The sequence below is a fragment of the Solibacillus daqui genome (genome assembly GCF_028747805.1).
Classification (GTDB): domain Bacteria; phylum Bacillota; class Bacilli; order Bacillales_A; family Planococcaceae; genus Solibacillus; species Solibacillus daqui.
Genome location: NZ_CP114887.1, coordinates 3,101,725 through 3,126,592 on the forward strand (window position 1 = coordinate 3,101,725; position 24,868 = coordinate 3,126,592).

The window sequence follows — 24,868 nt, forward strand, 5'->3', positions numbered from 1 at the left end:
AAAAAGTGCTAAGTTTGTTGTTATAAGATTATTCAAAGTAGGAACTGATTAGACACACTCACCTATCCCTTTGGTAACAGTCAACCCCACCGCCCCTAGCTTGCTCAAATTTATTCTATAGCTACTCCTTGTCCATCGCCATTTTTCCGATAGCTGTTCGTTTTTTCTTTAAACCATACAAAAAAGCCTCCTTGACTCGTTTTGCTTTCGCAACATACAAATCAAAAAGGCTCGGTATCTACACCCCAAAATACATATAATTGGGATTGTGTACGCATCCATTCTTACCGTTATTTAAAAACCTCGGTTAACATTTACCAAAAACTGAATCACTCACAACTTTGCGGTTCAGCTGGACGTGCAGCGGCTTTAAAGCTCGTGCCACAGCCACATGAAGCTAATGCGTTCGGATTATCGATGGTAAATCCACCGCCCATAAGTGATTGTTTAAAATCAATTTTTGTACCTTGTAAAATGCCGGCATCATCCTTAGAAACTAAAATGCGAATGCCGAACTGATTATCTGTAAAATCATCTTCGTTTACATCATTATCAAAAGCCATCCCATATGATAAACCACTACAACCGCCGCCTTTTACTGCGACACGTAAGCTTGCATGTTCCTCTTCGTTATGAGCCATCATTTCTTTGACTTGAAATGAGGCTGCTTCTGTTAAAATTACTACCTGTTTTTCAATCGCCATTCCAGTCACCTTCCTTTATACAGTTATCATATCAATTGTATTTCCCTTCTGACAACAAAACTGCCTGTTAGAAAAACATATTTTTCGCAATTAGCAGGAAATGATGTGTTTTCTATGAGGATTATCTTGAAAAATTATTACGTTTTCATCCTCAAAAAGAAAATAAGACTATATAAAACAAGCAATTAAAGGGAACATTGTACTAATATCTTCATAATATTTCTAATAATTAGTTACTACTTTAATGAAATTATTGATATAATATACTTAATATTTTAGCAGAGAGGTATGATCACATGGAAATTTCTCCATTTTATGAAAAAAGTATAGAATGTATGCACTGCAAAAAAAGCTTCACGTCATTAAAAGTTCGTACAAAATCAATAAAAATTGAACATACCGAATCCGACTTTCAACCTATCTATGCAGATCAGCATGTAAACGCTTTATACTATAATGTATTTGTATGCCAACACTGTGGGTTTTCATTTACCGAAGATTTCAATAAATATTTTGCACCTGGTGTAAAAGAGCATTTAAATACGCAAATTTGCGAGAAATGGATTCCTCATAGCTTCAAAACTGAGCGTACGGTATTTGATGCAATTCAAGCTTTCAAACTAGCTTTTTTATGTGCAACGATTAAAAAAGAAAAATATGTTATTACCTCGGGCTTAGCACTGCGGTTAGCATGGCTGTACCGTTCATTAAATAATTATAACCAAGAGATACGTTTCTTAAAAATTGCGCGTGACCACTATATGGAAAGCTTTTCTAATGGTGACTATTCAAGTACGCAAATGTCTGATGTACGCGTAATGTATATGGTTGCGGAATTATCACGACGTTTAGAAGACTATGAAAACGCAACACGCTTCTTCTCACGCGTTATTGAGAACCAACGTGTTGGTGGTGAGGCCAAATTAGTAGATATGGCAAAAGAACAATGGGAACTTGTGCGCGCTGCCCGTGAACAAGTTGCACATTAAAAGGCAGGAGAGCTATTCTCCTGCCTTTCCCCGTTATATTAGAATACTTGCTCTACTTCAATAATGCCTGGCACTTCTTCTAATAAAGCACGTTCGATACCAGCTTTTAACGTGATTGTAGAACTTGGACAGCTACCGCATGCACCTAGTAAACGTAATTTTACGATACCATCTTCAATGTCTACTAATTCACAGTCACCGCCATCACGTAATAGGAATGGACGTAATTTATCTAAAACTTCTTGTACTTGTTGATATTGTTCTGTTTCTGTCATTTTGCTCGACTCCCTTCACTAAAGTTATTATAATGTGAAGAAGTAAAAAAATCCATTAATGAATAACGAAAGGTTTGAAAATCTATGTCTACTAAAAAACCAATTATTGAAATTTACGGTGCAGATATTATGTGCGCAAGCTGCGTCAATGCACCATCATCTAAGGATACATACGAATGGCTACAAGCCGCAATAACGCGCAAATATCCAAACCAAGTATTTTCAATCCGCTATATCGATATCGAAGGTGTAATTGAGAATGAACGCGATCAAGATTACGCCAATCGTATTCAAGAAGATGAATTTTTCTACCCACTTGTTTTGATTAATGATGAAGTTGTTGGTGAAGGCTACGTACAAATTAAGCCAGTATTCACTGCACTTGAAAACGCAGGCTTTGTTCCTGTAGAAGAATAAAAAAATGTCCAGCGCAAGAAATCCTTGGCTGGACATTTTTTTAATTTTCGTTTTGTCTTTTATAGTACCAAAGTAAACCAGATTTCATAAGGCGTGCAATACGACCTGTTACGGTTGTATCTGCTAAGTGGACGAAACCTTGTTTTTTACCTAAAGAACCCATGAAGCCCTTCATTTTGATTTCAGATAGTTTTTCAGGTAATTCTTCACCTTTCCAACGCATTTTTAGCACTTTTGCAATACGCTCTGCTTGCTCTTCTGCTAATTGTGCTGTTGGAGGTAAGTGTGAAGAAGCCGAATCCCCTACTACATAAACATCTTCGTCACCAATGACATGATAATGATCTGTGATAATTGGACGGTTAAATTTATCTTTTTCTACATCTAATTCACGAACGATTTTTACCGGTTGAACTCCAGCAGTCCATACTATAACATCTGCTTCGATAATTTCTTCATGATTGTGTAAACGACCTTCTTCAACACATGTAATATTCGAATTTGCGATTACTTCCACGTTGTTTTTCTCGAACCAACTTTTAATGTACTCACTTAACTTCTCTGGGAAGTCACGTAAAATACGTTGAGAACGGTCAAATAATTTAATTTTTAAATCCGCGCGACTTTCACGTAATTCACTCGCAAGTTCAATACCCGAAAGACCTGCACCGATAATGGCTACCGTTGCACCTGGTGCTAAACCACATACTTTTTCGAATGTAGAACGAGCCTTTGCAATCGTTTGAATGCTGTATGTGAATTCATCTGCACCTGGAACACCGTGATATTTATCAACACAGCCTAAACCTATTACAAGTTGATCGTAATCTACTTCTTGCCCATCTTCTAAGTAAACTTTTTTGTCTTCTCGATCGATTCGAACAATTTCACCATAAACGCGTTTTAATCGATCATGTTCAGGAAAATCAACACGAATTTCTTTATCTGTTGATGTACCTGCTGCAAGTGCGTAGAATTCCGTTTTTAAGCTGTGGAATGGTGTACGGTCTACTAGTATAATTTCTACATCTGCCGGTAAGCTCGGTAATAGACGTAGTAAAATACGCATATTCCCATAACCGCCACCTAATAAAACTAATTTTTGCATAGCATTTTCCCTCATATCTCTAATTAATCAATTGAACTTCCTATGTTTCGAAGAGGTCCTACCTTCACTTAGTAATATGTTCACTATTTACAAAATGAAGAGCTCCATTGTTCACAAACTTTCCATATTCATTATAACCGTTTGTGATAACATTCACAATATATTATAATAGGTTTTGTGAAAAAATTCACATAAAGAAATCTGATTAATTTTATAGTAACCTATGCAAGTACGTAGCATTTGACGCCAATAAAAAAACAAAGTAGCATGTGAAAGTAGCGGGGTGACAAGATGTTTAACATGGTTGAGTTTTGTATTACGAATTTAGCAAACGGTGCACAAAAAACATATGAGGAGCTTGAAAAAGATCCTGAAATTGATGTGCTTGAATACGGCTGCATGAGCTATTGTACAAAATGTGCGCGAGGCTTTTATGCGGTAGTAAATGGTGAAGTGGTGGAAGCAGATACGCCAGAAGAATTGACAAAGGCGATTTATCAATATATTGAAGAAAATCCGATGTGGTAAACTTCCACATCGGATTTTTTATTTAATCAGTTCTAATAAATTTTCAACGCAATACGTTGGCAATTGTGCTTGTTGTTTGACGATAGCTGTTGGTGTTACACCTGTATTCACATGAATTGTATCACAGCCAAAATTAATGCCACATAAAATGTCCGTGTCATAATTATCACCAACCATGACCATCTGACACTTATCAAAGCCGTGATCATCCGCCATAATTTGTAACATCAAAGGTGAGGGCTTACCAACAAAAATCGGTGTCACCCCAGCAACATTCGCAATTAATTGAACAAACGAACCATTGCCTGGTACAAAACTATCTTCATTTGGAAATTTAATATCGCCATTTGTTCCGACTAATACCGCACCATTTTGCACATATACACTTGCCTTAGCAAGCTTTTCATACGTCATTTGGCGGTCAATTCCCATTACTAAAATTTCCGCTTGCTCTTCAGTAATGATGAGCCCTTCTTGAAGAAGTGCTGTACGAATCCCCTGCTCTCCAATAACATTGACACGCTTATCCTTACTCATTTTTGCTACATACTTTGCTGTAGCAAGCGAGCTCGAATAAATATGCTCAAGCGGTGCAGTAATGCCTATTCCATGTAGCATTTGCTGTAAGGTTTCACGTGTTTTTGATGAGTTATTCGTTAAATAAAACGGCTCAATTCCTTGCGCTTGTAATTGATGTACAAACTGAATAGCCGAATCAATCCCAGCTTTACCGCGATAAATCGTGCCATCTAAATCAAAACAATACGCTTTATAGTGCATATTATTTATCCTCTGGTAAAAATGCAGATACTGGTCCTAACTCATTTGTTAAATAATCTTGTACTTTGCCTGAGTATTGTTTCATTGTCGGTAGGTTTTTTGTTAATACAGCTAAAATTTCGTCATTATCTACTGCAATAAATTCGCGCACGATCATTTTACGTAAGCCAACGATTTCTTTTAACGGTGCATCCATTTCTGTTGTGATGACTTTTTCATCGACGAAAATATCAATAATATCTTCATAGCTACCAGGGTCACGCATAATGAAGCCATCGATTACTAAGTTCCCTACATCCATCATTGCTTCCATAACGTTATGACCAATACGTTGTAAGGCTAATTTATGAATATCGTCGGCTAACCAGTTGTCTGTGCCTTCAAAAATGGCAATCAATTCGTCTAAATGTGCTAAGTTGTTAGTAATTTTATTTCTATCTACGAAATACATAGATAAAGCCTCCATTCAATTAATAAAAGTTGATAGTGTTTTCTAATATATAGTACCATATTCTTTAGATATGGAAGGGGTACAAAACAAAATGGAACGATTTTTCTTATATGATGATGTAGAAGATACAAAAACGCGCTTTGTGAGTTTCGCAGGAAAAACACAGCGCTACGATTTAGCTATTTTACAAAGTAGCCGATTCTTTGGCAAAGTACTTGTACTAGACATTCAATTTGGCCGCTTTGCTATTATCGGCGCAGATGATGTCGAAGAACCAGGATACTTAGAACACGCCTACAACCGTACTGAAGTAGAAACAGAGGATTTACGTGATTACTTAAGAGAGTTATTAAGCTGAACAAAAGCGCTAAATCGCCTGTTTAGCCCTGAGAGTCATTGGAGGATCCGACGCAAAAGTAAACGCTCCACCACTTTTGCAGGAGGGATCTAATGATGCGAGGGACTTGCGCTTTAGCCTAGACGGAAGGCGAATTTTTGTAAAAGCTATCCACAATGCAATAAATTATAGTAACAAAGAAAAAACGAGGAGGCATATTGCATGCTTCCTCGTTTTTATGTTATTGGATATGTTATTCAACCGTTGTTTCTTCTACTGGCGCTTCCTCTGTAGCTTCCACTGCTACAATTTCTGGTGCGCGACCTGTTTTTTGTACGATAAAATACGCACAGCCAAAATTACAATACTCATATAAATAATCTTGCACCGTGCTAATTTTCGTATCAAATGTAGATTTTTGATTTTTGTCGTCAAAAAATCCTTTTAAACGTAGCTGACCATAACCCCAGTCCCCTACGATATAATCGTACTTCGATAAAATATCAGAATACCGTGCTGTAAACGCTTCTTCTTGGAAGCCCTCTCGCACATCTTCAATAATTTCATACGTATAACCTTCTACAATAATCAAATTAGACACCACCTATCATACGTTCCATGTTATATAACATTTCAGCTGAAAGCAATATCGACCGTTAAATTTCTAGTTGATGTTTTGTAGCAGCATTTACTTGTTCATCAGCATGGTAGCTACTACGTACGAGTGGTCCAGCTTCACAATGACTAAAACCTTTTTCCATCGCAATTTTACGAAGCTTGCCAAATTCTAACGGTGAATAATATTTCTTCACTGGTAAATGCTTTTTCGTTGGCTGTAAGTATTGGCCAATTGTCATAATGTCGACGTTATTTGCACGTAAGTCGTCCATTACTTCATAAATTTCTTCCAGTGTTTCACCTAAACCAATCATCAATGAAGATTTCGTTGGGATTGATGGTTCCATTTCCTTCGCACGTCGTAAAAACTCTAGTGAACGATCATATGTCGCTTTTGCACGTACACGCGGTGTCAAGCTACGTACCGTTTCAATATTGTGGTTTAAAATATCAGGCTTTGCATCCATTAACATGCGTAAATTTTCTTCACGCCCCCCTAAGTCAGACGGTAAAACTTCAATAGATGTTAATGGGCTTTTACGACGAATCGCGCGCACTGTTTCAGCAAGTACTTCTGCGCCACCATCTTTTAGGTCATCACGGGCTACCATTGTAATTACAACATGCTTTAAGTTCATTAATTGTACTGAATCTGCTACACGTTCTGGCTCTGCTAGATCAAGCTCATTCGGAAGGCCCGTTTTTACCGCACAAAAGCGACATGCACGTGTACATACCGAACCTAAAATCATCATCGTTGCGGTACGGCGTTCTCCCCAGCATTCGTGAATATTGGGACAGCGAGCTTCTTCACAGACAGTGTGTAAATTTTTTTCACGCATTAGCTTCTTTAACGCTTTATACTCATCATTTGTATTTAGCTTAATTTTTAGCCACTCGGGTTTGCGTAAACGCTCCTCTGTTGGACTAGTTGGTTTACAAGATGTCATTGTTTTCTTCCTTTCACTCAACTACTACTAAGATACTGCTGTTGTCAATGTACCATAGATAGCGTTTGCCAACAACTAACTATTGTTATTATTTTGACTAGTTAAAATCGAGCTTAATCATACGGAATTGGTACTTCGATTGATGGTTGAGTACCTTCTCCTGCACTGTAAATATGTGGAACAGTACCTTGGACTAAGCCAATTGCTATTGGGATTTTTTGTTCAACCGAAGCAGAATGACTCGCAAATGGAATAATAATTTTCACGTTTACTTCAATCAATAAATTTACTTCGACAATTGCGTTGTTAATACCAAACTCCCTTATACTTGATTGAACATCGCTATGTACATTACCAATAATATGAAAACGAATCGGGATTTTTGGACCGAGGTTACCGATGATAGGAATATTTAGTGCCTGACCAAGTGGCACAAAAAATACGATACCATCACCTGCCTCCATTTTTCCGACATCGTATTCGACATTTTCTAAATTTGGCAAATGTGATAAATCCCCACTTTCTGCCTGCTCTAAATATTCTTTTACTAATGTTTGTGTTTCCGCGCGCACTTGATTAATAATCTCGGTATTAAATTTTGTCGTAATCATATCCTGTGATTGCGTAGGTAAATTGACAATAATCTCATTGACATCCAGCACACTAGAGGTACGTGAGTTAATCGCCTTACTCACAACATATGAAGCCACTTTATTCGTTTGTACTTCAGCATACTCTTTATAGATTGGCATCAAACGCCCATTAATAGTATAAATACTGATTACAACCGAGAGCACTAAACTAACTAAAATAAGCGTTATTATATTTTTACTATTGCGCTTTTTTGTCCTAAAACGCATCCCTGTTCTTTTACGAAAACGCAAAAAAATCCTCCTTCTCACAAAATATGAGAAAGAGGAATAGGTTATTCGACTGGGACAACATAGTCCACTTCGATTTTTTCAATATGTAATACTGGATGGTCACTCAGACAAATTTCGTATGTAGCATCTAATAGCTTATCGTCTTCTTCAAAAATACGTACCCATGGACGTGTTACATCGACTATATTTTGTTTCGAAATAATGCCTCGTCGTCCATCACTTAATAACACAATTGAACCATTTGCATAATGAACTACGCTACGTAAAAAGGCATCTACTACGCGTGCATCAAACAACTTCGCTCGCCCTTCCATAATGATGGCAATCGCATCTATCGGTAGCATTTTTTTACGGTATACACGGTTTGATGTTAAAGCATCAAATACATCTGCAACTGCAATCACCTTTGCAAAAGGATGAATTTCAAAATCAACTATACCTCGTGGATAACCACTACCATCAATTCGCTCATGATGCTGGAACGCACAATGCGCAACAAGTAATGACACTGAATGCAAATTGCGTAATATGTCAAAGCCAAAACGTGCATGTTGCTTCATTTCTTCATATTCTTCATCCGTTAATTTACCGGGCTTCATTAATATTTCAGATGGAATTAAGAGCTTCCCAACATCATGTAACAATGCACCAATACCGATTAGCCGAACATCTTCATAAGAATAGCCTAACTCTTTGGCAATCGCTATGGAATACATCGTTACTTGAAACGAGTGCTGGTAAATATATTCATCATATAAATACGCATCTGTTAAAACCATTAATACTTCGCTACTATTCATGATCGAATTCAATATATCATCCACAATTAAGCCTAGTACTTTTGACTGTTGATCTAATACATAAGAAGCTTGGGATGCTTTTGCTCGTTTCACTTCCGTAAAAGCTTTTGTCATATTCTTTACTGCTTCGATTCTTTTGGTAGGAGACACCGTTTCTTCGATTTCTATCCCTGTCGAAATCATATCATCAATATATAAATATTGAATTCTCAACTCACGTAATCGCTCAACAATTCGGTTAGTTACGATAACGTCTTTATGTAATAGTGGGTGTCCCGCCTCATTCCAGATAGTTCTACCGACTACCATACCTTCCTTCAAAACATTGATCGAGATTAATCGCATTTCTTATTTGTTCTCCATTCTAAAATTACGTATATTATATAATTATAAATATTCGGTGAAAAGGTATATTTATTATTCAGGCAAATTCCTTCACACAATATTCTATAAATATATCACGTAAAAATTGCGGTAAAAAATACTCTTTCTTTGCATACTTAAAACTTGGGAAGAAGAAACCAAATGTAAATAAATCCAATGTTGCTAAACGGTATTCTTGCTCTGCTTTAACAGGTACACCATTAATGAATAGTTCGCGTTCATGATTCATCGTTATTCCGTAATTCAGCATTTTACCGAAAATAACACCTCTAAAACCAAGTCCCTTCAGTTCAAGTCGTGGCCAATCCTTATTTTCTGATTGAACAAAAATTTCCTTTAACTCCGCACCTGTAATATGCACTACACATACATTTATCGGATGAGGTAAAATTTTGTGAATATCATATTTGGAAACATAGCCCTTTTTTAATGATTCAACGAATATACCTGCATTAAACATGACACAATCTGCATTTGTATATTCATACATACACTCAGCAAATAAATCCGATAACTGCGAACGATGGAACCATTCTTTATTATAGAATTTTGCTGCATAAAATACAGGTTGCTCTAACATTTGCTTGGCCTGCTGCTGTATATCTAGTAACCATTCCGTTTCATCTGATGCTTCGGGTAATAATGCATTTTCATAGAGATGATCTGATTTTTCCTCTAATTTTTTTGTCACATGATTAAATTCCAATTCTAAATGACCCGTAAATTGCCCAAATTTCCCGCCACCTGTTAGCAGTACACCGTTTTCAATACGTCCATTCTCAAATACATGATGTGTATGCGAACCAAATATAACATCAATAATAGGACATTCTTGCGCAAGTAGCTCGTCTTCCGTAATGCCTAAATGTGATAGGCAAATAATCATATCTACCTCATTTTTTAAAGCGTATGCCCATTTAATTATTTCAGCTCGAGGCGTAGTCACTTCCCAGCCAAGTTCCTTATAAAATACTTCAAACGGTGCTGTCGCAGCTAAAACCGCGATTTTCGTTCCATATTGTGTTGTCAAAATCGTATATGGCTTCATCCACTGTGGATTATTCTGTTGAGCTGAAAACAAATTGCCAATAACAACCTCAAATTGGGCATCGTCATAAAGATGATACAGCTCATCATGTGCCAACGTTATGCCTTCATTATTGCCTAATGTTACGACATCATAGTGGGCATCATTCAACATTTTTATGTTGCCTTGCCCAAGAGTGGCCTCTGTATACAAATTCGAGCGATCTAGATGATCTCCTAAATCGACTAAAAAGCTCGTCTCTCCTTGTTCTGCGAGCATTTTTCGTGTTGCTTCAATAAAATACTGACTACGTTTCCAATACGTAAAATGACTATGTAAATCATTTGTATGGAAAAAATGAATTTTTTCTCGCAAAACTGCCACCTCATTCGATTTTTTATTTACAACAAAAGATGTTTAATCACCAAATAAGCCTAGCTGTTTTGGCGCTAAATTTTCAAATTCGAGTTGCAAAATTTGTTGCATCCGTTTGGCATTTTTCGCAGCATGACCACCAGAATTGTTATTAAACAGTACAAACACTTGCTTTGCCTGCTTATTTAAAAAGTGTACTTGTTCACTTAGTTGCTGTAGTTCTTGTTCATTATAATCATATAAAAAACGCACTTTACGCCAGTTTTCTCCATGTCCAATATTACGCCAACCATGTACATTGCGTCCATGAATCCGAACAAGTACTTTTTCATGCGTAGCAATTGGCACAAAAGGTACTGAACCAGTACCAGATTGTGGTTCATCACAAACGCAATGTATATAATCATTGTTCTTTAGAAAAGCCAATGTTTTGTCTTTCATTTGTTCGCTATACCAAGTTTGGTTACGAAATTCAATTGCCACTGGGTAACTGGCTAACTGCTGCTTGATATATTGAATATAATTAACATTTTTTGTCTGGCAATCAAACCACGGCGGAAATTGTACGAGTACCATCGCGAGCTTTCCATGCTTTTGGAAAGTATCTGCACACATACGAAACGCATTGAACATATCATTACGTGTTTCAAATGGCAATTCATCTCGTAAATGCCCCGTCATACCTTGATATGCCTTTACTACGAACTGAAATGTATCCGGTGTATCTTTACACCACTTCTCTACATTTTCAACAGAGGGAATCGCATAAAACGATGTATCCAATTCCACTACCGGAAAATGTCCGCTATAATCAAATAATTTATCTTTTGCAGCTGTCACTGAACTATAAACGTCGGGGTGATCGCCCCAACCTGTTAATCCGATTGCAATCATCCCGTTCACCTCTTATCTTGATTGTACTACAACTTTTATTCTCTTTACGAATTCATTGCAAAACATATAAATTCCAATCATACTAGTAGATAAAAGGAGAATGATTTTATGCATATTTTACAAACATTAAGCGAATTTGAACAATTTAAAGTTGGTGCAAAGCCGGTTATTTTCGAGTTTACAGCAAATTGGTGTCCGGATTGCCGATTTATCGATCCATTTATGCCCGAAGTGGTAGAAAAATATTCAGACTTTCATTTTGTCAAAGTAGACCGCGATCAATTTATTGACCTTTGCATTGAGCTAAATGTCATTGGGATTCCAAGCTTCGTTGCTTATGAAAATGATACAGAGCTTGGTCGCTTCGTAAGCAAAGACCGTAAATCACAAGAAGAAATTGAAAGTTTTATCACAGGGTTAAAGTAAAAAACATTACTCACGCTTAAATGGTACGAGTCGATGTCCTTACTTATAGGGGTTACATTACTTTCCTATCAAAAAAATGCTTCAAACGCTTAATGTGCGTTTGAAGCATTTTTCATTATTTAATGATACCCTCATGCTCTTCGTTTTTCGAAAGTTTGCCGCTCTTCTTTTGTCCTAATGCCCAAAAGATAATTACAACCGCTACTACTAATACAGCAGCTGGTACGCCTAATGTTATTGGCCAAAATAAATTTTCCACAAAAAACCGCTCCTTTTATGTACTTAATATATACTATCCATTATTCCATCTAATTCAGATATTGTAAATGATTCCCTTTGATTTATTGTTACTTTTCCTTTTTTTCATCGTCATTTCTTCACGATTTCAACATAATTGTTCTCGAACTTATAAAAAAACACTTGCTGCATAAAACAGCAAGTGTTTGAAAAATTGAATTATCCGATAGAACCTTCCATTTCGAACTTGATCAGACGGTTCATTTCTACTGCATATTCCATTGGTAATTCTTTCGTGAATGGCTCGATGAAGCCCATTACAATCATTTCTGTCGCTTCTTCTTCAGAAATACCACGAGACATTAAGTAGAATAATTGCTCTTCAGATACTTTTGAAACTTTTGCTTCGTGCTCTAAAGATACATTATCGTTTAAAATTTCGTTATATGGAATTGTGTCTGAAGTAGACTGGTTATCCATAATTAAAGTGTCACATTCGATGTTTGCACGTGCACCTGTTGCGTTTTTACCGAATTTCACTTGACCTAAGTAAGTTACTTTACCGCCTTGTTTCGCAATCGACTTCGAAACGATTGTAGAAGATGTATTCGGTGCTAAGTGAATCATTTTCGCACCCGCATGTTGATGTTGACCTTTACCAGCTAAAGCGATTGATAAAGTCATACCACGTGCGCCTTCTCCTTTAAGAATACAAGCTGGGTATTTCATTGTTAATTTAGAACCGATGTTGCCGTCGATCCATTCCATTGTACCGTTTTCTTCAACTACAGTACGCTTTGTAACTAGGTTGTACACGTTGTTTGCCCAGTTTTGGATTGTTGTGTAACGGCAATATGCATTTTTCTTAACAATGATTTCTACTACAGCTGAGTGTAGAGAGTTTGTTGTGTAAACTGGTGCTGTACAGCCTTCTACGTAGTGTACAGAAGCATCTTCGTCTACGATAATAAGCGTACGCTCGAATTGCCCCATGTTTTCCGAGTTAATACGGAAGTATGCTTGCAACGGCGTATCTAATTTAACACCTTTTGGCATGTAGATGAATGAACCACCAGACCAAACCGCTGAGTTTAATGCTGCGAATTTGTTGTCAGTGTATGGGATTACTGTACCCCAGTGCTTTTTGAAGATTTCTTCGTTTTCTTTTAACGCTGAGTCAGTATCTTTAAATACAATCCCCATATCTTCTAAATCTTGCTTCATGTTGTGGTAAACTACTTCAGATTCGTACTGAGCAGATACACCTGCAAGATATTTTTGCTCTGCTTCAGGAATACCTAATTTATCAAAAGTTGTTTTGATTTCTTCAGGTACTTCATCCCAAGAACGTTGTGTTGCTTCAGATGGCTTTACGTAGTACGTAATTTCATCGAAGTTTAAAGCTGAAAGGTCGCCACCCCATTGAGGCATTGGCATTTCATAGAATTTGTTTAGAGCTTTTAAGCGGTAGTCAAGCATCCACTGTGGCTCTTCTTTCATATTGGAAATTTCACGAACGATTTCTTCTGTTAATCCACGCTCAGAACGGAAAATCGATACGTCCTTGTCATGGAAGCCATATTTGTAATCGCCGATTTCAGGCATTTTTTTAGCCATGTTGTCTCCTCCGTTCATCAATTGAGAAGTGGGGCTGTCCAAAAATTACTTTTCGGGCATTCCCCTTCACATACATTATTTCATTTCGTTGTTTACGCCTTTTTCCATTGCTTTCCAAGCCAATGTTGCGCATTTAATACGAGCTGGAAATTTCGCAACACCTTGCAGTGCCTCTACATCACCAAGATCGTATTTTTCGTCGTCAAAGTCTTCACCTAACATCATTTTCGAAAAAATCTCCGCTAGTTCTAAAGCTTCGTCTAGTTTTTTACCTTTAACGATTTGTGTCATCATAGATGCAGAAGACATTGAAATCGAACAGCCTTCACCGTCAAATTTCGCGTCTTCTACGATGCCATCGTTTAGCTTTAATGTTAAATGGATACGGTCACCACAAGTCGGGTTGTTCATATCAATTGTTACTGTATTTTCATCTAAAGACCCTTTATTACGAGGGTTTTTATAGTGATCCATAATTACGGAACGGTATAGTTGATCTAAGTTATTAAAAGACATCGCCAAAATACTCCTTCGCTGAGCGCAATCCAGCTACTAATGCGTCAATATCTGCTTCGTCATTATACATGTAGAAGCTTGCGCGCGCAGTTGCTGTTACTTGAAGCCATTTCATTAATGGTTGAGCACAGTGGTGTCCGGCACGAACAGCAATTCCACTCATATCTAAAACCGTTGCGACATCATGTGGATGCACATCGTCTAAATTGAATGTTACAAGTCCGCAACGTTGCATCGGGTCACGTGGTCCGAAAATCGTTAAGCCTTCAATCGATGACAAGTTGTCCATCGCATAGCCCGCTAAATGGTGCTCATGTGCTGCGATATTGTCTAAGCCGATTTCTTCTAAAAAGTCGATAGCTGCACCTAAACCAATTGCACCTGCAATGATTGGTGTACCGCCTTCAAACTTCCACGGTAACTCTTTCCATGTTGATTCTTGTAAACCTACAAAATCAATCATTTCTCCACCGAATTCTACCGGTTCCATGTTTTCAAGAAGCGCTTTTTTACCATATAGTACACCAATTCCAGTAGGAGCACACATTTTATGCCCAGAAAGAGCCGCAAAATCTACATCTAAATCTTGAACATCGATTTTCATGTGTGGTGCTGCTTGTGCGCAGTCCGCTACCATGATTGCACCATTTTCATGGGCAATTTTTGCGATTTCTTTGATTGGATTTATTGTACCTAATACGTTTGAAACATACATCACAGATACGATTTTCGTTTTTGGCGTAATTGTCGCACGTACCTTTTCTAATGAAAGTGTACCATCTGCTTCAAGATCAATGTATTTCAGTACAGCGCCTTTTTCCTTTGCAAGCTGTTGCCATGGAATAATGTTCGAGTGATGTTCCATGTACGTAATGACAATTTCATCACCTTCCACAATATTTTGACGGCCATAGCCTGAAGCTACTGTATTTAATGCAGTTGTTGTACCACGCGTAAAAATGATTTCTTGCGTAGAGCTAGCATTAATAAACTTACGAACTTTTTCACGTGCACCTTCATAGGAATCTGTTGCACGGTTCCCAAGTGTATGCACACCACGGTGAACATTGGAATTATCTAGATTATAGTAATTTGATAACGCTTCAATTACTTGAATTGGCTTTTGAGATGTTGCTGCACTATCTAAATAAACTAACGGATGTCCATTGATTTCCTGATTTAGAATCGGAAAATAGCTTTTAATCTCTTTTGGTATCATTATCGAACTTTCCTTTCGATAACCTCCGTCAGCTGTTTTTTAACACCTTCGATTGGAAGGTTCGTAACAACTGGCGCAAGGAATCCATGAATTACAAGGCGCTCTGCTTCTGCTTTTGAGATACCACGGCTCATTAAATAGTACAGTTGAGTTGGGTCAACACGTCCAACAGATGCTGCGTGTCCTGCTGTTACATCGTCTTCATCAATTAAAAGAATTGGGTTGGCGTCACCACGCGCTTGTTCAGAAAGCATTAATACACGAGACTCTTGCTCTGCATTTGCTTTTGTACCGCCATGCATGATATGACCAATACCATTAAAGATAGATTGTGCGGCGTCTTTCATAACACCGTGTTTTAATATTTGACCGTCTGAATTTTTACCCCATTGACGGATTAATGTTGTAAAGTTTAATTTTTGATTGCCGCTACCTACTGTTACCATCTTGAAGTCTGAAGTAGAGTTATCGCCAATTAAGTTTGTTGTATTTTCATAAATTGTATCTGAGTTTGTCATTAAGCCTAATGCCCAGTCAATTTTTGCATCGCGAAGCGCGTGACCACGACGATTAACGTATGCAGTAAAGCCTTGAGCTAAGTTATCTACTGCACCGAATGTAACTTGCGCATTATCTTTTGCAATTACTTCCGTTACAACATTCACTTGACCCTTTGCTTCTTCAAATGTAGAAATATATGTTTCTACATAAGTTACTGCTGAAGATTCTTCTGCTACCACTAATACGTGGTTGAATAAAGAAGCTTCTGGGTTGTCGTTTAAGAAAACAACTTGTAGTGGTGCTTCAATTACTACGTTACGAGGAACATACACGAAAATACCACCGTTTACTAATGCTGCATGATAAGCCGTTAATTTATGCTCGTCCACTTTTACAGCAGTTGTCATGAAATACTTTTCTACTAAATCGGCATGATCGCGAATAGCAGTTTGAATATCCGTGAAAATAACACCTTTATTCGTAAGTTCTTCTGAAACTTTTATAAATGCTGGTGTATTGTTGCGTTGAATATATAAGTTTTCTTGCGTATCAGCATCAATGATTGCTTTTACTTCTGCAGGCACTTCGTCTAAAGAGGCGAATGGTGTGCTTTCTACAGTGTGTGCAGGGCAATCAATGAAGTTCCACTTTGAAATATTTGTTCTGTCTGGCTTTGGTAATTCAAGTGAAGCCGCTTTTTCAATAGCAGCCACACGGAAATCAGCAAATGCTGCTGGCTCATTATTTGTTGTTGAGAACGAGCGTACTTCTTCTGCTGATAACGCTAATTTTGTTACAACCGTCATCTTCGTCGTCCTCCTTAATTATACTTCTTCTGTTACCGCGTCCGTATTTTCGATACCTAGCTCTTGTTTAATCCATTCGTAACCTTCTGCTTCTAAACGTTGAGCTAATTCAGCGCCACCAGATTTCACAACTTTACCTTGCATCATTACGTGAACATGGTCTGGTGTGATGTAGTTAAGTAGACGTTGATAGTGCGTGATCATTAAGCAGCCGAAACCTTCGCCGCGCATTTCGTTAATCCCTTTAGATACTACTTTTAATGCGTCGATATCTAAACCAGAGTCGATTTCATCTAAAATACCAAACATTGGTTTAATCATCATCATTTGTAAAATTTCGTTACGTTTTTTCTCACCACCAGAGAAGCCTTCGTTTAAGTAACGTTGAGCCATTTCTTCTGGCATTTCTAAGAATTCCATTGTTTTGTCTAATTCACGGATGAATTTCATTAATGAAATTTCATCACCTTCTTCACGACGTGCGTTAATAGCAGAACGTAAGAAGTCAGCGTTTGTAACACCAGCGATTTCAGATGGGTATTGCATCGCTAAGAATAAACCAGCTTTTGCACGCTCATCTACTTCCATTTCTAATACGTTTTCGCCATCGATTAAAACTTCACCTTGCGTTACTTCATATTTAGGGTGACCCATAATTGCTGAAGCTAACGTTGATTTACCAGTACCGTTAGGACCCATGATCGCGTGTACTTCATTTGTGTTAATTGTTAGGTTTAAACCTTTTAAAATCTCTTTTCCGTCGATTTCAACGTGAAGATCTTTAATTTCTAAAGTTGTCATTAAATTACCTCCAAATGTTCATTTGCATGACACATGCATGCTAAATTAATTTCATAGACAATCTTACCCGAAATGAATGTTGGTTGCAAATAGTTTAGAATGATTTTAATTAAAAAATCTTTATTTCTTTTTATCAACACTTTTATTTAAGTTGTTTCTACTATTAAAATAGTAGTACTTTAAAAATTTTCATTTTCAATAGTGAACTTATAATTGAGAATCAATTTCACTTATTTAATTGAATTCATTAAATTGTCATTGACTGCAATAACTAAATGATCATGTCCGAAAGGCTAGAAACAACCTTTTCATAAATTAGCAAATAGTCTTTCCTAGTTGTAGTAATGTTTTTGAAATTATTGATTAAATATTTATGCTATTACTTAAACATTGGGAAGAAGTATTAAACGAGGGTTTATGAATGTTAAAGGATATTAACAATGATTGCAGAATTAATAATAAGGTCGATAACTTGGTGAAGGTCTAATTAATAACTAAGTAACAGGGGGAATACTAATGAATTTCGGAAATGAGTATTTGAAAGTTGTCCTAGATAGATTTAAAAGTGTTAAAGAGCTTGGAGATAAGACAATAAATCAATTGTCAGAAAACAATATCCATTGGTACTTAAATGAAGAATCGAATAGTATAGCAGTTATTATAAAACATTTAAGTGGAAATATGATATCTAGGTGGTCTGATTTTTTAACTTCAGATGGAGAAAAACCTTATAGGAATAGGGATCAAGAATTTGAGAACACTATATTATCAAAGCAAGAATTAATTGTAATTTGGGAAAAAGGTTGGAATATACTTTTTAAAACATTAAGTGATCTAGGAGAACAGGATTTATTAAAGAATATTTACATTCGTAGCGAAAGCCATACGGTAATTGATGCAATAGAAAGACAAATGGCTCATTACGCTTATCATGTAGGGCAGATTGTATATATTGGAAAGCAATTAAAGGATAAGGATTGGAAAAGTCTTAGTATCCCAAAAGGTCAATCAGAAGAATTCTTAGAATATATGCAGAATAAACATAAGGAATAATAGTCTTATTTCTAAACCGAGCAAAATAGGGGTACTCCATATAAAAGAGTCCCCTTTTAAATATAAATTTTTTTACTCTACACTAAAATTAATATTTCTTCGCTTGCTCTTGCAAATAATAATGAACGCTCGCTGCAACGGCGCGACCTTCTTTAATCGCCCAGACAACTAAGCTTTGACCACGACGTGCATCGCCTGCTGCAAATACACTGGGTACACTCGTCTCGTAATCTTTAATAGAAGCGCGAATTCGGTTGTTTGTTAATTCCACTCCAAAATGCTTAGGCGTTTCTTTCTCAGCGCCTTCAAAACCAATGGCTACGAATACATGCTGTGCCGGCCATACTTTTTCTGTGCCCGGTAACTCTTTGAAGTAATGAAAACCATCTTCACCTAAGATTTTTTCCATTTGAATTGTGTGGAGCTCTTTAACGTTGCCATGCGCATCCTTTACAATTTTAGTCGTTTGAATGCAGTACTCGCGTGGATCGCGACCGAATTTTGCATTAGCCTCAGCATATGCGTAATCTAATGTGTAAATATTCGGGTCTTTTGGCCACATTGTATCCTCTGTACGTGTTGTGGCTTGTTGCGGATGTTTACCAAACTGGTACACCGAACGGCAATTTTGACGAAGTGCTGTTGCTACGCAGTCTGCACCCGTATCTCCACCACCAATGACAATCACATCTTTGCCTTCCACATTTAAAGCTTTTTTATCTTCAAAATTAGAATCTAGTAAACTTTTTGTCACATCAGTTAAATATTCCATTGCTAAATGAATATTACCCGCGTCGCTACCTTCCATATGCAGTGTACGTTGCTTTTGTGCACCGGTACATAAAATAACCGCGTCATACTGTTGTTGTAATTGTTCTTTTGTAATATCGTTACCGACTTCTGTATTAGCGATGAATTGAATACCTTCTAATGATAATAAATTCACCCGGCGTTCAACGGCTTCTTTTTCAAGCTTCATGTTGGGAATCCCATACATTAATAAGCCACCAAAGCGGTCTGAACGTTCGAAAACTGTAACAGAATGCCCCATTTGGTTTAACTGATCTGCCGCCGCCAAACCTGCTGGACCCGAACCAACAACCGCTATTTTGTAACCTGAGCGAATTTGTGGTATGCGTGGTGTTACCCATCCATTTTCAAATCCTTTGTCAATAATCGTACGTTCAATGGATTTAATCGCAACAGCTGGGTCAGTAATCGCTAGCGTACAAGAACCTTCACATGGCGCTGGACATACGCGCCCTGTAAATTCTGGAAAGTTATTCGTCATATGCAGACGCTTCAATGCTTCTTTCCATTGCCCTTTGTATACTAAATCATTCCACTCTGGGATGACGTTGTTAATCGGACAACCTGCTGCCGTACCACGAATTTCAATCCCCATATGGCAAAATGGAGTGCCACAATCCATGCAGCGTGCACCTTGTGTTTTTAATTTTTCGTCTGTAAGCTTGCTCGTATATTCATTCCAGCTCGAAATACGCTCTAGTGGTACGTTTTCCTGAACCTTCTCACGCTTAAATTCCATAAATCCTGTTGATTTCCCCATGCTAGAACCCCTCCTATAATTTCGAACTCACAAGCTTTTTCTGACTTCCTGTTACCTCCACAAACGCTTGCATTGCCGCATTATCATCTGTTAACCCATTTAATTTATGACGCTCAATTTTTTCGATGATTGCCTTATAGTCTGTCGGTACTACCTTGACAAACTTCGGTACAAATTCTGTCCACTTCGCTAAAACATCAAGTGCATATGAGCTTTCTGTTTCTTCTAAGTGTTTAATAATTAACTGGCGTACTTGCTCAATTTCATGTGCTTCTTTTAACTTTTCAAATTGAATCATTTCCATATTGCATTGCGCTTTAAATTGGGCTTCGTCGCTCGGTAAAATGTAGCCAATACCACCTGACATCCCAGCACCGAAGTTTTGACCAACATCGCCTAGTACAACGATTTTTCCGCCTGTCATATATTCACAGCCATGGTCGCCAATACCCTCTACAACAATCTTTGCACCAGAGTTACGAACACCAAAGCGATGCCCTGCTCGACCATTAATAAACGCTTGCCCGCTCGTTGCACCATATAAGCAAACATTCCCTGCAATGACGTTTTTCTCAAAATCCCCTTTGATCGGTGCAATCGCAACAACTTTACCACCCGATAAGCCTTTACCGAAGTAGTCATTGACGTCACCAATAACACGCATTGCCATACCTCGTGGAGTAAAGGCCCCAAAGCTCTGTCCTGCATGCCCTGTAAACGTAAGTTGAATTGTATTATCCGGTAAACCAACTTCACCGTATTTACGTGAAATTTCACTACCTACAATTGTACCCATTACACGATCTGTATTTTTAATTGGATAGTTTAGCTGTACTACCTCTTTATTTGCAATCGCCTGCTCAACTTTTGGCAATAGCTCACGCACATCAAAGCTTTCTGAGATTTGATGATCTTGCTCTTGCTGCTTCGTACGTGTACCTTGCATTTGGTGTAGCAGTGCCGATAAATCAAGCTGACTTGCTTTCCAATGCTGTTTTGTACGCGCTGAAATCTGTAAGACATCTGTACGGCCCACCATTTCTTCCACTGTACGGAACCCTAAAATACTCATGTATTCACGCATTTCTTCTGCCACAAAACGCATATAACTAACTACATGATCCGCATTGCCCATAAATTTCGCTCGTAGCGCAGGGTTTTGTGTGGCTACCCCTACTGGACACGTATCTAAATGACACGCACGCATCATCACACAACCTAAAACAATTAGTGGCGCTGTTGCAAAACCGAATTCCTCTGCTCCTAGTAACGCTGCCATTACCACATCTTTACCCGTCATTAACTTACCGTCTGTTTCTAATACAACGCGATCACGTAAGCCGTTTAACATTAACGTTTGATGTGCCTCTGCTAAACCAAGCTCCCATGGTAAACCTGTATGTTTAATGGACGTTTTCGGAGATGCACCTGTACCACCGTCATAACCTGAAATCACGATAACGTCTGCTGCACCTTTTGCAACGCCCGCCGCGATTGTCCCAACTCCCGCTTTAGCTACAAGTTTTACTGAAATACGTGCATAGCGATTGGCATTTTTTAAGTCATGGATTAGTTCTGCCATATCTTCAATTGAATAAATATCATGGTGTGGTGGCGGTGAAATTAAGCCGACACCTGGTGTTGAGCCACGAACCTCAGCAACCCATGGATATACTTTATTGCCCGGTAATTGACCACCTTCACCTGGTTTTGCTCCCTGTGCCATTTTGATTTGTAATTCATCTGCATTTACTAAATAATGAGATTTTACACCGAAACGACCTGACGCAATTTGTTTTATACTTGAACGACGGTTATCGCCATTAGAATCTAGTTCATAACGTGCCGGATCTTCTCCGCCTTCTCCTGAATTTGAGCGTGCTCCTAATTTATTCATTGCGATGGCTAATGTTTCATGCGCCTCTTTTGACAACGAACCGAACGACATCGCACCTGATTTAAAGCGTTTAACGATTGAGTCTACAGATTCTACTTCTTCCATCGATAAACGACGTTCTGCCTTTTTGAAATCAAATAAATTGCGTAAAAAACCGATGCGCTCCTCATTTGCCATTTCCGCAAACATACGGTATAGACCGTAATCATTTTTACGTGTTGCCCATTGTAATGTGTGAATTGTTTTTGGATTGAATGCATGGTGCTCACCATCAGCACGCCACTGGAATTCTGAACCTGACTGTAATTCGGCAGTCATTGAATTTAACGCTGCCTCGTGGCGACGTTTTGCCTCTTCTCCGATTGTTTGTAAATCGATACCATCAATTTGAGAAGCAGTTCCTGTAAAGTATTCGTCGATTACCGCATTTGAAATACCCACCGCTTCGAACACTTGCGCTCCACGGTATGACTGTACTGTTGAAATACCCATTTTTGACATGACTTTTACGACGCCTTCAGCAGCACCTTTACGATATTTTTGAACTGCTTTTTCAAAAGGTAATGCTAAATGCTTTTCTTCAATCGCCTGCGCAATCGTTGCATAGGCCAAATAAGGGTGAATTGCATCGACACCAAAGCCAATTAGTGCGGCGAAGTGATGTACTTCACGAACTTCCGCGCTATTAACGACTAAACTTGCTTTCGTACGCAATCCGATACGCACTAAATATTGGTGTATCGTACTTGCTGCAAGTAGTACCGGAATTGTTAATTGCTTTGCATCCTCTACAAAATCGTTTAAAACGATGATTGTTCTTCCGCCAAAAATTGCTGCTTCTGCTTCTACTTTAATACGGTTCAATTCATTCTCTAAAGATTCTGTATATTTTATTGAGATTTCAGCTACTTCAAAGTCACTATCACCATTGTTCATTAACTTTTCGTACTCAGCCGTTGTTAATACCGGCGTTTCTAATATAATACGTCGTGCGTTTTGTGCTGTTGGATGAAGTAAATCGCCTTCCGCACCTAGCATTGTCATAGTAGATGTAACAACATGCTCCCGAATGGAATCGATTGGTGGGTTTGTTACTTGTGCGAATAATTGCTTAAAGTAATTAAATAAAGACTGCGGGCGTTCTGATAATACCGCAAGTGGCGAGTCATTCCCCATTGAGCCGAGTGGATCCTTACCATCCTTTGCAAGTGGTACGATATATTTTTGCACATCTTCATATGTGTAGCCTTGAATTTTTTGACGTAATGTAATGTCGTTTACTTGAACTTGTTTCTCTTCTGTCACTTCAAGCTTTAACATATTATCTTGTAACCACTGTGCGTAAGGCCCTGCTGTTGCCATTTCTACTTTCAGCTCTTCATCCGAAATAATTTTCCCTTGCTCTAAATCGATTAACAGCATGCGGCCTGGACTTAAACGATCTTTATATAAAATATCTTCCTCTGCATAATCTACAACGCCTGTTTCAGAAGAAAAAATAACGTGATCATCTTTTGTAACGTAAAGTCTACCTGGACGTAAGCCGTTACGATCTAAAATCGCACCAATTTGCTTACCATCTGTGAAGCAAATTGCTGTTGGACCATCCCATGGCTCCATTAAACTTGCATGATATTGATAAAATGCTTTACGGTCTTTCTCAATACGTGGATTTTCTGTCCAAGGCTCTGGAATCATCATCATCGCCGTCTCTGCTGGTGTACGACCTGCTAATACGAAAAATTCAAATGCGTTATCAAGCATCGATGAATCTGAACCTGTTGTATCAATGATTGGTAGTAGCTTTTCTAAATCATCCCCAAACGCTTCCGAAACAAATTGTTGTTCACGGGCACGCATCCAGTTAATGTTCCCACGCAATGTGTTAATCTCCCCGTTATGAATAATGTAGCGGTTTGGGTGTGCACGTTTCCAAGATGGGAATGTGTTCGTTGAATACCGTGAGTGTACTAGTGCTAATGCCGATACGAAGCTTTCATCTTGTAAATCGATGTAGAAGTCACTTACTTCCTCTGGAGCTAGTAAACCTTTAAATACCATCGTCTGGCTTGAAAGACTTGGTACATACAATTCAAATTCTTGCTTGTCAGCCCAGTGCTCTAACTGCTTACGGATTAAATACAGCTTACGCTCAAAGCTTTTTGCATCACTTGTTTTGGATCGAATAAAAACTTGACGAATAATTGGTGCACTTGATTTTGCAATCTCACTTAAATTTTCTTTATTTGTTGGAACTGTTCGCCAGCCAATTAAGTCCTGCCCTTCTTGTACGATTAGTTCATTCATTTTTTGCTCAATTTGTTGGCGTTCGCTGTCATTTTCCGTGAAGAAAACTTGCCCAACGCCGTACTCACCTTTCTCAGGTAAATTTAGTTCCGGACAGTTGATTTTGAAGAAAGCATCTGGTATTTGAACCATTAGACCTGCACCATCGCCTGTTTTACCGTCTCCCCCACGTCCAGCACGGTGTTCTAAGCGACATAACATTTCTAAACCATTTTTCACGATTTGATGTGAAGGTTTTCCCTTCATATTTGCGTACATCCCGATGCCACATGCGTCATGTTCAAACTGTGGATTATATAAACCTTGTGCTTGTGGTAACTGGTGAAAACTCATATTTAATTCCCCCTCATTCTTTCAATAACGTATTTACATTTTAAAGTTTTCGAAATAATATAAA

25 protein-coding genes are annotated in these 24,868 nt (G+C 38.0%); 6 read left to right on the plus strand and 19 right to left on the minus strand.

The annotated features are described in order from the left end of the window. Positions 1 to 329: 329 nt before the first annotated feature. Positions 330 to 704, minus strand: a complete 375-nt coding sequence (locus O7776_RS15320; RefSeq protein WP_241370189.1) for a HesB/IscA family protein — start codon at positions 702 to 704, stop codon at positions 330 to 332. Positions 705 to 1,000: 296 nt separating this feature from the next. Here O7776_RS15320 and O7776_RS15325 point away from each other — a divergent pair, with 296 nt between their 5' ends. Next, positions 1,001 to 1,693 carry a DUF2225 domain-containing protein gene (locus O7776_RS15325; RefSeq protein WP_274307834.1) on the plus strand — a complete coding sequence of 231 codons (693 nt, stop codon included), beginning with the start codon at positions 1,001 to 1,003 and terminating at the stop codon, positions 1,691 to 1,693. A gap of 38 nt (positions 1,694 to 1,731) precedes the next feature. Here O7776_RS15325 and O7776_RS15330 read toward each other — a convergent pair whose 3' ends face one another. Beyond that, positions 1,732 to 1,968 (minus strand): NifU family protein, encoded by a 237-nt coding sequence (locus tag O7776_RS15330; protein WP_408641623.1) that lies wholly within the window; start codon positions 1,966 to 1,968, stop codon positions 1,732 to 1,734. Positions 1,969 to 2,052: 84 nt separating this feature from the next. On the opposite strand from O7776_RS15330, the gene O7776_RS15335 reads away from it, so the two are divergent. Further along, the gene (locus O7776_RS15335; protein ID WP_274307835.1) at positions 2,053 to 2,385 is read left to right on the plus strand and encodes a YuzD family protein; all 333 of its coding nucleotides are present in this window, start codon (positions 2,053 to 2,055) and stop codon (positions 2,383 to 2,385) included. A 40-nt stretch (positions 2,386 to 2,425) separates the two neighbouring features. On the opposite strand, the gene O7776_RS15340 is transcribed toward O7776_RS15335, so the two are convergent. Continuing rightward, positions 2,426 to 3,493, minus strand: coding sequence for an NAD(P)/FAD-dependent oxidoreductase (locus O7776_RS15340; RefSeq protein WP_274307836.1), 1,068 nt, complete (start codon positions 3,491 to 3,493; stop codon positions 2,426 to 2,428). A gap of 291 nt (positions 3,494 to 3,784) precedes the next feature. On the opposite strand from O7776_RS15340, the gene O7776_RS15345 reads away from it, so the two are divergent. After that, complete coding sequence (locus tag O7776_RS15345) at positions 3,785 to 4,021, plus strand: YuzB family protein (RefSeq protein ID WP_274307837.1); 237 nt, start codon at positions 3,785 to 3,787, stop codon at positions 4,019 to 4,021. Between the two features lie 18 nt (positions 4,022 to 4,039). Here the strand turns inward: O7776_RS15345 and O7776_RS15350 are convergent, their stop codons facing one another. Then, positions 4,040 to 4,801 carry a TIGR01457 family HAD-type hydrolase gene (locus O7776_RS15350; protein ID WP_274307838.1) on the minus strand — a complete coding sequence of 254 codons (762 nt, stop codon included), beginning with the start codon at positions 4,799 to 4,801 and terminating at the stop codon, positions 4,040 to 4,042. Position 4,802: 1 nt separating this feature from the next. Beyond that, entirely contained in the window at positions 4,803 to 5,252 is a 450-nt protein-coding gene (locus O7776_RS15355; protein ID WP_274307839.1) for a DUF86 domain-containing protein, read from the minus strand. A gap of 91 nt (positions 5,253 to 5,343) precedes the next feature. Between O7776_RS15355 and O7776_RS15360 the strand changes: the two genes are divergently transcribed. After that, positions 5,344 to 5,610, plus strand: a complete 267-nt coding sequence (locus O7776_RS15360) for a DUF3055 domain-containing protein (RefSeq protein ID WP_241370182.1) — start codon at positions 5,344 to 5,346, stop codon at positions 5,608 to 5,610. A gap of 232 nt (positions 5,611 to 5,842) precedes the next feature. Here O7776_RS15360 and O7776_RS15365 read toward each other — a convergent pair whose 3' ends face one another. From O7776_RS15365 to O7776_RS15390, 6 genes are all read right to left on the minus strand, one after another. Continuing rightward, positions 5,843 to 6,181 carry a YutD family protein gene (locus O7776_RS15365; RefSeq protein WP_274307840.1) on the minus strand — a complete coding sequence of 113 codons (339 nt, stop codon included), beginning with the start codon at positions 6,179 to 6,181 and terminating at the stop codon, positions 5,843 to 5,845. Positions 6,182 to 6,245: 64 nt separating this feature from the next. Further along, entirely contained in the window at positions 6,246 to 7,157 is a 912-nt protein-coding gene (gene lipA, locus O7776_RS15370) for a lipoyl synthase (protein ID WP_274307841.1), read from the minus strand. Between the two features lie 113 nt (positions 7,158 to 7,270). Then, the gene (yunB, locus tag O7776_RS15375; RefSeq protein WP_274310525.1) at positions 7,271 to 8,017 is read right to left on the minus strand and encodes a sporulation protein YunB; all 747 of its coding nucleotides are present in this window, start codon (positions 8,015 to 8,017) and stop codon (positions 7,271 to 7,273) included. A 65-nt stretch (positions 8,018 to 8,082) separates the two neighbouring features. After that, on the minus strand, positions 8,083 to 9,186 hold the full coding sequence (locus tag O7776_RS15380) for an HD-GYP domain-containing protein (protein WP_274307842.1): 1,104 nt from the start codon (positions 9,184 to 9,186) through the stop codon (positions 8,083 to 8,085). Positions 9,187 to 9,262: 76 nt separating this feature from the next. Then, on the minus strand, positions 9,263 to 10,636 hold the full coding sequence (locus O7776_RS15385; RefSeq protein ID WP_274307843.1) for a bifunctional metallophosphatase/5'-nucleotidase: 1,374 nt from the start codon (positions 10,634 to 10,636) through the stop codon (positions 9,263 to 9,265). 33 nt (positions 10,637 to 10,669) lie between these two features. Then, positions 10,670 to 11,521 (minus strand): DUF72 domain-containing protein, encoded by an 852-nt coding sequence (locus O7776_RS15390; RefSeq protein ID WP_274307844.1) that lies wholly within the window; start codon positions 11,519 to 11,521, stop codon positions 10,670 to 10,672. Positions 11,522 to 11,629: 108 nt separating this feature from the next. On the opposite strand from O7776_RS15390, the gene O7776_RS15395 reads away from it, so the two are divergent. Further along, positions 11,630 to 11,947, plus strand: a complete 318-nt coding sequence (locus O7776_RS15395; protein WP_274307845.1) for a thioredoxin family protein — start codon at positions 11,630 to 11,632, stop codon at positions 11,945 to 11,947. 115 nt (positions 11,948 to 12,062) lie between these two features. Here the strand turns inward: O7776_RS15395 and O7776_RS15400 are convergent, their stop codons facing one another. The 6 genes from O7776_RS15400 to sufC all read right to left on the minus strand — a co-directional run bounded on the left by O7776_RS15400 (position 12,063) and on the right by sufC (position 17,644). Further along, positions 12,063 to 12,206 (minus strand): hypothetical protein, encoded by a 144-nt coding sequence (locus O7776_RS15400; protein ID WP_274307846.1) that lies wholly within the window; start codon positions 12,204 to 12,206, stop codon positions 12,063 to 12,065. A gap of 197 nt (positions 12,207 to 12,403) precedes the next feature. Continuing rightward, on the minus strand, positions 12,404 to 13,801 hold the full coding sequence (gene sufB, locus O7776_RS15405) for a Fe-S cluster assembly protein SufB (protein WP_274307848.1): 1,398 nt from the start codon (positions 13,799 to 13,801) through the stop codon (positions 12,404 to 12,406). 75 nt (positions 13,802 to 13,876) lie between these two features. Further along, positions 13,877 to 14,317: a Fe-S cluster assembly sulfur transfer protein SufU gene (gene sufU, locus O7776_RS15410; RefSeq protein WP_241370173.1), complete on the minus strand. Its 441-nt coding sequence runs from the start codon at positions 14,315 to 14,317 to the stop codon at positions 13,877 to 13,879. Then, complete coding sequence (locus O7776_RS15415) at positions 14,307 to 15,536, minus strand: cysteine desulfurase (protein ID WP_274307849.1); 1,230 nt, start codon at positions 15,534 to 15,536, stop codon at positions 14,307 to 14,309. The genes sufU and O7776_RS15415 overlap by 11 nt, the downstream gene beginning before the upstream one ends. Then, positions 15,536 to 16,843: a Fe-S cluster assembly protein SufD gene (sufD, locus tag O7776_RS15420; protein WP_274307850.1), complete on the minus strand. Its 1,308-nt coding sequence runs from the start codon at positions 16,841 to 16,843 to the stop codon at positions 15,536 to 15,538. Before sufD ends, O7776_RS15415 begins: the two co-directional genes overlap by 1 nt. A gap of 18 nt (positions 16,844 to 16,861) precedes the next feature. Then, positions 16,862 to 17,644 (minus strand): Fe-S cluster assembly ATPase SufC, encoded by a 783-nt coding sequence (gene sufC / locus O7776_RS15425; protein WP_274307851.1) that lies wholly within the window; start codon positions 17,642 to 17,644, stop codon positions 16,862 to 16,864. Positions 17,645 to 18,160: 516 nt separating this feature from the next. On the opposite strand from sufC, the gene O7776_RS15430 reads away from it, so the two are divergent. Beyond that, positions 18,161 to 18,697, plus strand: a complete 537-nt coding sequence (locus tag O7776_RS15430) for a DUF1572 domain-containing protein (RefSeq protein WP_274307852.1) — start codon at positions 18,161 to 18,163, stop codon at positions 18,695 to 18,697. Between the two features lie 88 nt (positions 18,698 to 18,785). On the opposite strand, the gene gltD is transcribed toward O7776_RS15430, so the two are convergent. Together gltD and gltB are read right to left on the minus strand one after the other, a co-directional pair. Beyond that, positions 18,786 to 20,267, minus strand: coding sequence for a glutamate synthase small subunit (gene gltD, locus O7776_RS15435; protein WP_274307853.1), 1,482 nt, complete (start codon positions 20,265 to 20,267; stop codon positions 18,786 to 18,788). A gap of 13 nt (positions 20,268 to 20,280) precedes the next feature. Then, on the minus strand, positions 20,281 to 24,804 hold the full coding sequence (gene gltB / locus O7776_RS15440; RefSeq protein ID WP_274307854.1) for a glutamate synthase large subunit: 4,524 nt from the start codon (positions 24,802 to 24,804) through the stop codon (positions 20,281 to 20,283). Positions 24,805 to 24,868: the final 64 nt, after the last annotated feature.